The organism is Fulvivirga kasyanovii, from assembly GCF_009711405.1.
In the GTDB taxonomy this organism is placed as follows: domain Bacteria; phylum Bacteroidota; class Bacteroidia; order Cytophagales; family Cyclobacteriaceae; genus Fulvivirga; species Fulvivirga kasyanovii.
Genome location: NZ_SMLW01000676.1, coordinates 61,176 through 68,348, shown reverse-complemented (window position 1 = coordinate 68,348; position 7,173 = coordinate 61,176). Strand labels below are relative to the sequence as shown.

At 43.2% G+C, this 7,173-nt stretch carries 5 protein-coding genes; all 5 read left to right on the top strand.

Translation table 11 applies throughout. The features are described 5' to 3' along the window. Positions 1-186: 186 nt before the first annotated feature. The 5 genes from E1163_RS28965 to E1163_RS28945 all read left to right on the top strand — a co-directional run bounded on the left by E1163_RS28965 (position 187) and on the right by E1163_RS28945 (position 7,172). On the top strand, positions 187-438 hold the full coding sequence (locus E1163_RS28965; protein WP_155177070.1) for a hypothetical protein: 252 nt from the start codon (positions 187-189) through the stop codon (positions 436-438). A gap of 4 nt (positions 439-442) precedes the next feature. Continuing rightward, on the top strand, positions 443-721 hold the full coding sequence (locus tag E1163_RS28960) for a hypothetical protein (protein ID WP_155177068.1): 279 nt from the start codon (positions 443-445) through the stop codon (positions 719-721). A 20-nt stretch (positions 722-741) separates the two neighbouring features. Further along, the gene (locus E1163_RS28955) at positions 742-1,746 is read left to right on the top strand and encodes a DUF4848 domain-containing protein (protein WP_155177066.1); all 1,005 of its coding nucleotides are present in this window, start codon (positions 742-744) and stop codon (positions 1,744-1,746) included. A 3-nt stretch (positions 1,747-1,749) separates the two neighbouring features. Further along, positions 1,750-2,421: a hypothetical protein gene (locus E1163_RS28950; protein ID WP_155177064.1), complete on the top strand. Its 672-nt coding sequence runs from the start codon at positions 1,750-1,752 to the stop codon at positions 2,419-2,421. 383 nt (positions 2,422-2,804) lie between these two features. Continuing rightward, positions 2,805-7,172: a hypothetical protein gene (locus E1163_RS28945; protein ID WP_155177062.1), complete on the top strand. Its 4,368-nt coding sequence runs from the start codon at positions 2,805-2,807 to the stop codon at positions 7,170-7,172. Position 7,173: the final 1 nt, after the last annotated feature.

Here is a 7,173-nt window from a genome sequence, read left to right as displayed (position 1 = left end):
ACTATGTCTATTACCTGATGTCTCTGGCTGAGCCGTAGAGACTTGTCGTCTTCCTCTACGGCACTTACACTAGTGCCGTGGGGGTTTTTAAAGTAAATTTTTAGATAAGGTTACTTCTCACTTTAAAAGTGAGGTGGGAAAATACTGCCTTGTAAAAACTAATAATTGACCAATCAACTAACAGGAATGATCAAAATATATGATCATACGAAGGTAATGAAGAACAGCTATTTCGTTCGGGAAAGGTGGCGAGTAGCGCTCTTGGATCTGGACAGAGATGAGGTTAGGGTTTCGAAATGGGGCTTGCGACTATACTTTGTATTTATCCGGATTCAGTGTGTGCGCCTTGGCGAAGATACCAAACGATACAGTGAGGTACTATCGCGTTACCTTAACCTTTTGGATTGCCTGGTTATTCCAACTTCAAGTAAAGTCTGAAATAATGATTGAGATATACGATTATAGACACGTACGTAGAAACTCCTTTATTATAAAGGATGGAGACCGATTTGTGTTGTTTGATCTGGAGTTAAAAACCCTGTCAGCATCCCGGCCTGCGATGTTAAAGTATATTATTTCAAGAGATAAAAGTGGGTACATAAATAGTTGGTCAACACTCTACAAAGTAGTATTAAGCGCATACAATGCTGTATTGGGAAAGTTACCCGGCACAGACAATCCCGGAAGGGTTCCAACAACAATACCGATAAACAACAACTAATAACTTAACCAACAAAACCAATGAAGCAGTTTTCAACCTTGGGGTACGGCAGTAAGTCCATTGCCACCCTGTTAATCTTTACCATCTTCTCCTGTTGTAGTGAGAATGATGTTTTGCTCACCAATGATGAAAGTATGCTTACACTGAACAATCAGGAGCAATTTGACGAACTAGTTGACTTTGTAATGGAGGCAGACTCTGCTGAAATGGCAGAGTTCACCAACACCCTTGATTTCAAGTCCCTAAAAACAATAATGGATGAAGTGGAAGCGGCAGAGGAAGGGCTATTGGCCGAACTTGAAATGAAATATGACCCCGAAATACCCCGTGAAAGAGAGTATGCAGCAATAACCAAAGAGTATTTGGACAAAGAGGTACTACGGCTTGATGAATTTGGCATTCCTGAACTTAATATTCCTATTCCAGCCTTTGCCCTGTTTCTAAACGAAGAAAGGGAGATGAAGATTGGTGACAAAACAGTTAGGTTCAGCTATGATGATATTAAGGTAATAGAACCACAAACCATGACCGAAATAGCGGTTAACCCTGTGGAAAGGATCATTAGGGAGACAAAAAAGCCCGGACAGGAAAATGAGAAATCGTGTACCAGTACCTCTGGTAAATACCGGCTGATAACCTATGAAAACAACCAGATATGGAGCTCTGGTACAGGCGTGCCTTGTAGTGACTCGAGGTTCAGCCATTGGCTTAAATTAAGAAGCCTCAAAAAGGTATTTGGCTCATGGCACAATCATAAGACCTCTGCATTGAGGGTTAAGGGAAGTGTACGTATATCGCATTATAAGAGTGAGAATCATGGCAGTGATTTAACTTTTATACGATACATGACAAATGAAAATAACTATTTTTATAACTTACCTGACCATCATACCGCCACCAAATACTTTATAAAAGATTATCCATTGAGATATGGTATTAACAATGAGTGCATACAATACCATATCAAGTTTGATTATACAAACCATGTCGGTATAGGCAAAAATGGTACAACCTGTAGTCTATAAAATATGAAGAAGAATTCGCTTTTTGTCTCTATAGTGTCTATTGGCTTTTTCATGCTAATTGGTAACCCCGTTCCGGCTCAAGGGCTGGAATGGGGAGTTATCGGAGGTCCGCTTTTGACAAAACCCGTGACGAAGATCGGGTACTCTGTATCTGGTTTGATCAGTGAAGAAGAGGAAGATCAGGTGAATCCATTCTACGCTGTTTTTGTAAAGAAAAGGCTGAGAAAGCGCTGGCATGCCGATGCGCAGCTTGGTTTTTCAAAATATTCCTATGGGACAAAAAGCGATTATGAAGACACACAGTTTGTCCAGTATTCTGAATCAGTCAATAAGTACAGTTTTGTTGAGTTTGTGGTCAACAATCATTTTGTCCTATTGGAGGGTAAACATGGACTGTCTGCTTTTGGCGGTTTGGGATTAGCGTCAGTTACCCGTTCTACATACACGCTGGTTCAGTACCTTGATACCCAGGATGTAATTTCAGTAACGTTTGATTTCGAGGATAAAGAAGATAATTTGCACTTCTTTTATCAGGTAGGACTACAATATATGTACTCATTTGAATCTTTTGCCTTACTCGTCAGGCCGTTCTACAAACGCTTTACTGAGGAACAATATGTAATTCCTGAAAAGCAGCTTTCAGCATTTGGATTAGGTATCGGAGTGCAATTCTAGTTGTAGGCAAGTTAGGTTCAAAGAAGATCATGTAAGACAAATGGAGAAATGACATCATTTCATGTCATAAACGGTAAATAATTGGTTTTATCGGTTACCTTTTGGCGATTGATAGCATGTAAGATTAATCTAAAAAATGAGTTTTTAATACTAGATTAATAATTATACCTTTGAAAATTATTTAGTTTATGTTTTAAAATGTAATACTCCAATTTGATTGGATTGTTTATGATAACAGTTGATTTAATGCGTATGATATAAGCTCTACTTACTACCTGATCTAATCGCCCCATAATATACTGAATTGAATTGCAAGGCTTTGCTTAAAGCCTCCAAGGGTACGTTTGTCCCTTTTTAAGCAACCATCAACTTTAAAAAGAAAAATGAAACAGCTTTACAGGCACCTATTTATATTCTTCCTTTTCGTTATAACCGGCCTTCACGCTAATGCTAAAATACTAGCTGATAGTACTACTTCCGATTCCACGAATCTTGCAGCTAAAATTCATGCATTGCATGAGAAGGTAACCAGTGAAGGCAGGCTCACCACCTCCTTTAAGGAAACTGACCTTGCAAACCTTCCGATTGGTATTGTCAAGGATATTGGAGGTAAACGATACATCATCGCTATTGACAAAGCCAGGTTTACTCCGCAAGGAGCTTTTTTCGATGCCTACATCTCTTTGCCCGTGCCTTTTTCTAAAAAGCCACTGGCCTTTAAAGCCCAGAATGTAGCCTTTCAGCCTGGAGGTCTGGCCAAAAGCGGCATGATGCGCCTTACGCTGGCCTCAAAACACGAAAGGGACATCAGCAGCAAAATTAAACTCGTGCTGCCTGCCGAAGGAGAAAGGAACTTTATAGAATGGGACTGCAACGGGTTTAAGTCCGTCAACCTCAAAGGTGAATTTGAATTCAGCAAAGACATGCTGATCTCAGACGATCCCAAAAAAGACAAAGTTACCGCCACCTTTGAAGTAAACACCGGTGACCCCGGTTCCATCATTACTGCCGTCAGTATTACTCCATTCCAGGTAAAGACTTTAAAAGGCTTCTCCTTTGAAGTACAGGAAGCCATTGTAGACTACAGCGATATTGCCAACCCAACAAGCATTCGCTTTCCCAAAGATTATGAGGACGACCCTCAACTTGCACTGCTATGGCAAGGTTTTTATCTCAAAAAGTTGTCAGTCACCCTTCCAGAAGAACTGCTCACCAAAAACGGAAGGGCAAAAATACAGGCCGAAAACCTGATCATTGACAAAGCCGGAGTGTCCGGCACATTCAGCGCCATTAATATCTTTAATAGTGAAACAGGTACACTCGACGGCTGGCCGCTTTCTGTCACTGACCTGAGCGTAACCCTACTGAAAGACAAACTTGCAGGAGCAGGCTTTAAAGGAGAACTTACCCTGCCTATATTTAACAACCCGATGGGTTATGAAGCCCTGATCTACAATGAAAATAAAGAGACCAACTACCTGTTTTCGGTACAGACCGGTAAAAGCTTTAAAGCCCCGATATTGGGAGCAGACATAGAGCTTGATTCATCCTCTTTTATCAAAATATCAAAAATTGATGGCAGGTTCAGGCCGGAAGCCATTCTGAATGGTAAGGCGAGTGTAAAATCCGGTGGTGTAAACTTTAAAGAACTACACTTCAGGAAACTACATCTTGCAACCGTAAAACCCTACGTCAGAAGTGGTATCTGGTCGCTCGTAGGAGAAAAGCAGGAAGTAGCCGAATTCCCGGTGAGCATTCATAATATCGTGGTACAACATAATCAGCAGATCATGAAGCTATCGGCTGATGTTAGCCTCTCGCTCATGAACAAAGAGGATAAAGGCTTTGGGGCAAAGACCAGGGTATCGGTTTTCGGAGAGATTGAAGAAGAAATAATACAGGTTGGAGAAGAGACCGTTACTGAGCAAAAGTGGGTTTATGGAGGCACCAACATTGATGACATCAACATAAAAGTAAACGGAGGCTGCTACAAACTTGAAGGTACGCTGAGCCTGTTTGACAAAGACCAGGTGTATGGTTCAGGCTTCCGTGGGCAGATCAAAGCTACTTTTAATCCCGGCCCGATGATAGAAGTCACAGCACAATTCGGCTCAGTCAACAAAATGCGCTACTGGTACACTGATGGCAAAGTCAGCCTGCCCAAACCAATAGGCACCGGCTTCGGTATTTATGGCTTCGGCGGTGGTATGTACTATCACATGGCCATGCAGAAGTTTGACCAGGTAACACTTAGCGATGCACCTGTTTCCGGTAACCACTCCTTACAGGTAGGCAAAACCCAAAGCGGGGTAGTGTTTGTACCGGACGCATCCGTTAGCCTGGGTTTCCGGGCTACAGTAATGCTTGGTACCATTCCATCCCCTAAGCCCTTCAATGGTGATGCTACCTTTGAAATGGCCTTCAACAGTTCAGGAGGCTTGCGCTACGTAGGCTTTACCGGCCAGGGATATTTCCTTACCGAGCTAAAAGAACGAAATATTGAGAAAGCTCCCATGTATGCCGACCTGATGATGCTCTATGACTTTGACAACAAAACATTTCATGCCACCCTGGACACTTACGTCAATGCCTATGGACTTGTTAAGGGTATCCATGAGCGCGGACTGGCCGGATCAGCGGTGATCCACTTCTCACCCGATGAATGGTACATCCACATCGGCACACCCGACCAGCGCATCGGCCTTGAGTTTGTAGGATTGGTAAAAGTAGGTTCATACTTTATGGTAGGTACCAACATCCCAGGCATGCCTGCCCCTCCTTCACAAGTGTCAGAGATCCTTGGAGACATGGACCTCGACTTCATGCGTGATGAGAATGCCCTCGGCTCAGGAACAGGCTTTGCTTTCGGCACAGCCATGCAAATAGGAACCGGAAAGCTGAAATTCCTGATGTTCTACGGGGAGTTTGAAGCAGGATTAGGGTTTGATATTATGCTCAAAAACTATGGTAATGCCCAATGTGCCGGACGCAGTGGCCCAATTGGAATGAACGGCTGGTATGCTTCCGGTCAGGCATGGGCGTATGTGATGGGCCGTATTGGTATCAGGGTAAATATGAAGTTCATTAAAGGTGAATTTGATATTCTGCGCATAGGAGCCGCTGCCGTATTGCAGGCCAAGCTTCCTAATCCGGTTTATATGCAGGGTGTTGTAGGGGGTGAGTTCTCCATATTGGGCGGACTTGTTAAAGGCAAGTGTCGATTTAAAATGACCATTGGTGAAGAATGTGAGATACTTGGCGTAAGCGAAACTACGGGTATTAAAGTTATCTCCGATGTTTCACCCACCGATGGAGAGCGTGATGTAAGCGTGTTCACTACTCCGCAGGTAGCCTTTACCATGAGTATCGGTAAAGCCTATGAAATACTTGACCAGGAAAACGAATACAAATCGTACCGGGTTAAGCTCGATTATTTCAAAGTCAAACAAAATGGTCAGCCCATTGATGGAGAGATTGTGTGGAATGATAGCAAAGATGTAGCCCTATTTAAATCTTATGAGATACTGCCTCCGAACAGACCAATCGTTGCAGAGGTGAAAGTATTATGGGAAGAAAAAGTCAATGGCTCATGGAAACCTTTGGGAGGCAGTGGATCACAGGAATATGAAACCGAAAGCAGGGAGTTTAAGACCGGCGCAGCCCCTAAAAACATACCGGAAGAAAACGTAGCTTACAGCTACCCTGTCAAAGGACAATTCAACTTCCATAAGAATGAACATAACCGCAGCTATGTGACCCTGAAAAGCGGACAGGCCTACCTTTTCAATGGTTCGGATGACCAGGGTGTGAAATGGAAGTATCTGGCGAGACTGTATAGCATACATGCCTCTCAGGTAGTGGATGTGCCGGTAGCCTATTCAAGCTTCTCAGGCAAGGCCGGTGGAGAAGTAAGCTGGACAGTGCCGCAGGAGCTACAACCCGGAACGGTATATAATGTAAGGATACTCAAAGTGCCTGCCGAAGATAAGGCGCTGGACAGCAATGTAAACTTTGGAGCAGATAACGTCTACAGCGAAGATGATAACTCCGTGGAAGTGGCTAAGGCCAAAATTGAAGGTACACTGGCACTCGCTGACGATTTTGTGCTGTACGAAACCTATTTCAGGACTAGTAAATACAACACCTTTGCTGAAAAGCTAACGGCAGCATCCGCTGAGCAGTCCATAGCAGTGTTTATTGAAGGCTGGAACCTTGTCAAGCTGGGTTATTCATTTGATAGTGATGAGATCCTTGACCATTCAGAAATCTATGGATGGAAAGAAGCGAAACCACTGGTGCAGTTGGAAGCAACAACCGGCAACGACTGGTATAAAAAACACATTTACCCACACCTTTACCAGCATTACCCTCCCGATAATGAAATCATTATCAGTGACTGGAAATCCACGGACAGACCTCAAGGTATACCACCTCTTCGGGCTATGAACATATTCCAGTACAATAGGGAATTAAAGGTGGGCGAAAACGAAGTTGTTGGTTCAGCAGTACCAGGCACAGTATATTTTACTTACGACCTTGAATACTTCACTTATCGTGATTACCACGAGCTGACCAACAAGGCTATCAACAAATATCTGGATGGCCCACATACCGAGCCAGTGGGTATCCGAAAGCTGTTGAAAACCAACTATACCAACCTGCTTTCAAATCAGGACTACGGCTTTAAGATCATGTATGTACTGCCGGGCGGCAAAGTGACAACAACCAGAAACTACAATATCAAATTCTAGG

What these genes read in the sequence shown, in the direction of transcription:
- E1163_RS28945 (WP_155177062.1), top strand. Translation starts at nt 2,805, where the DNA reads ATGAAACAGCTTTACAGGCACCTATTTATATTCTTCCTTTTCGTTATA.
- E1163_RS28950 (WP_155177064.1), top strand. Translation starts at nt 1,750, where the DNA reads ATGAAGAAGAATTCGCTTTTTGTCTCTATAGTGTCTATTGGCTTTTTC.
- E1163_RS28960 (WP_155177068.1), top strand. Translation starts at nt 443, where the DNA reads ATGATTGAGATATACGATTATAGACACGTACGTAGAAACTCCTTTATT.
- E1163_RS28965 (WP_155177070.1), top strand. Translation starts at nt 187, where the DNA reads ATGATCAAAATATATGATCATACGAAGGTAATGAAGAACAGCTATTTC.
- E1163_RS28955 (WP_155177066.1), top strand. Translation starts at nt 742, where the DNA reads ATGAAGCAGTTTTCAACCTTGGGGTACGGCAGTAAGTCCATTGCCACC.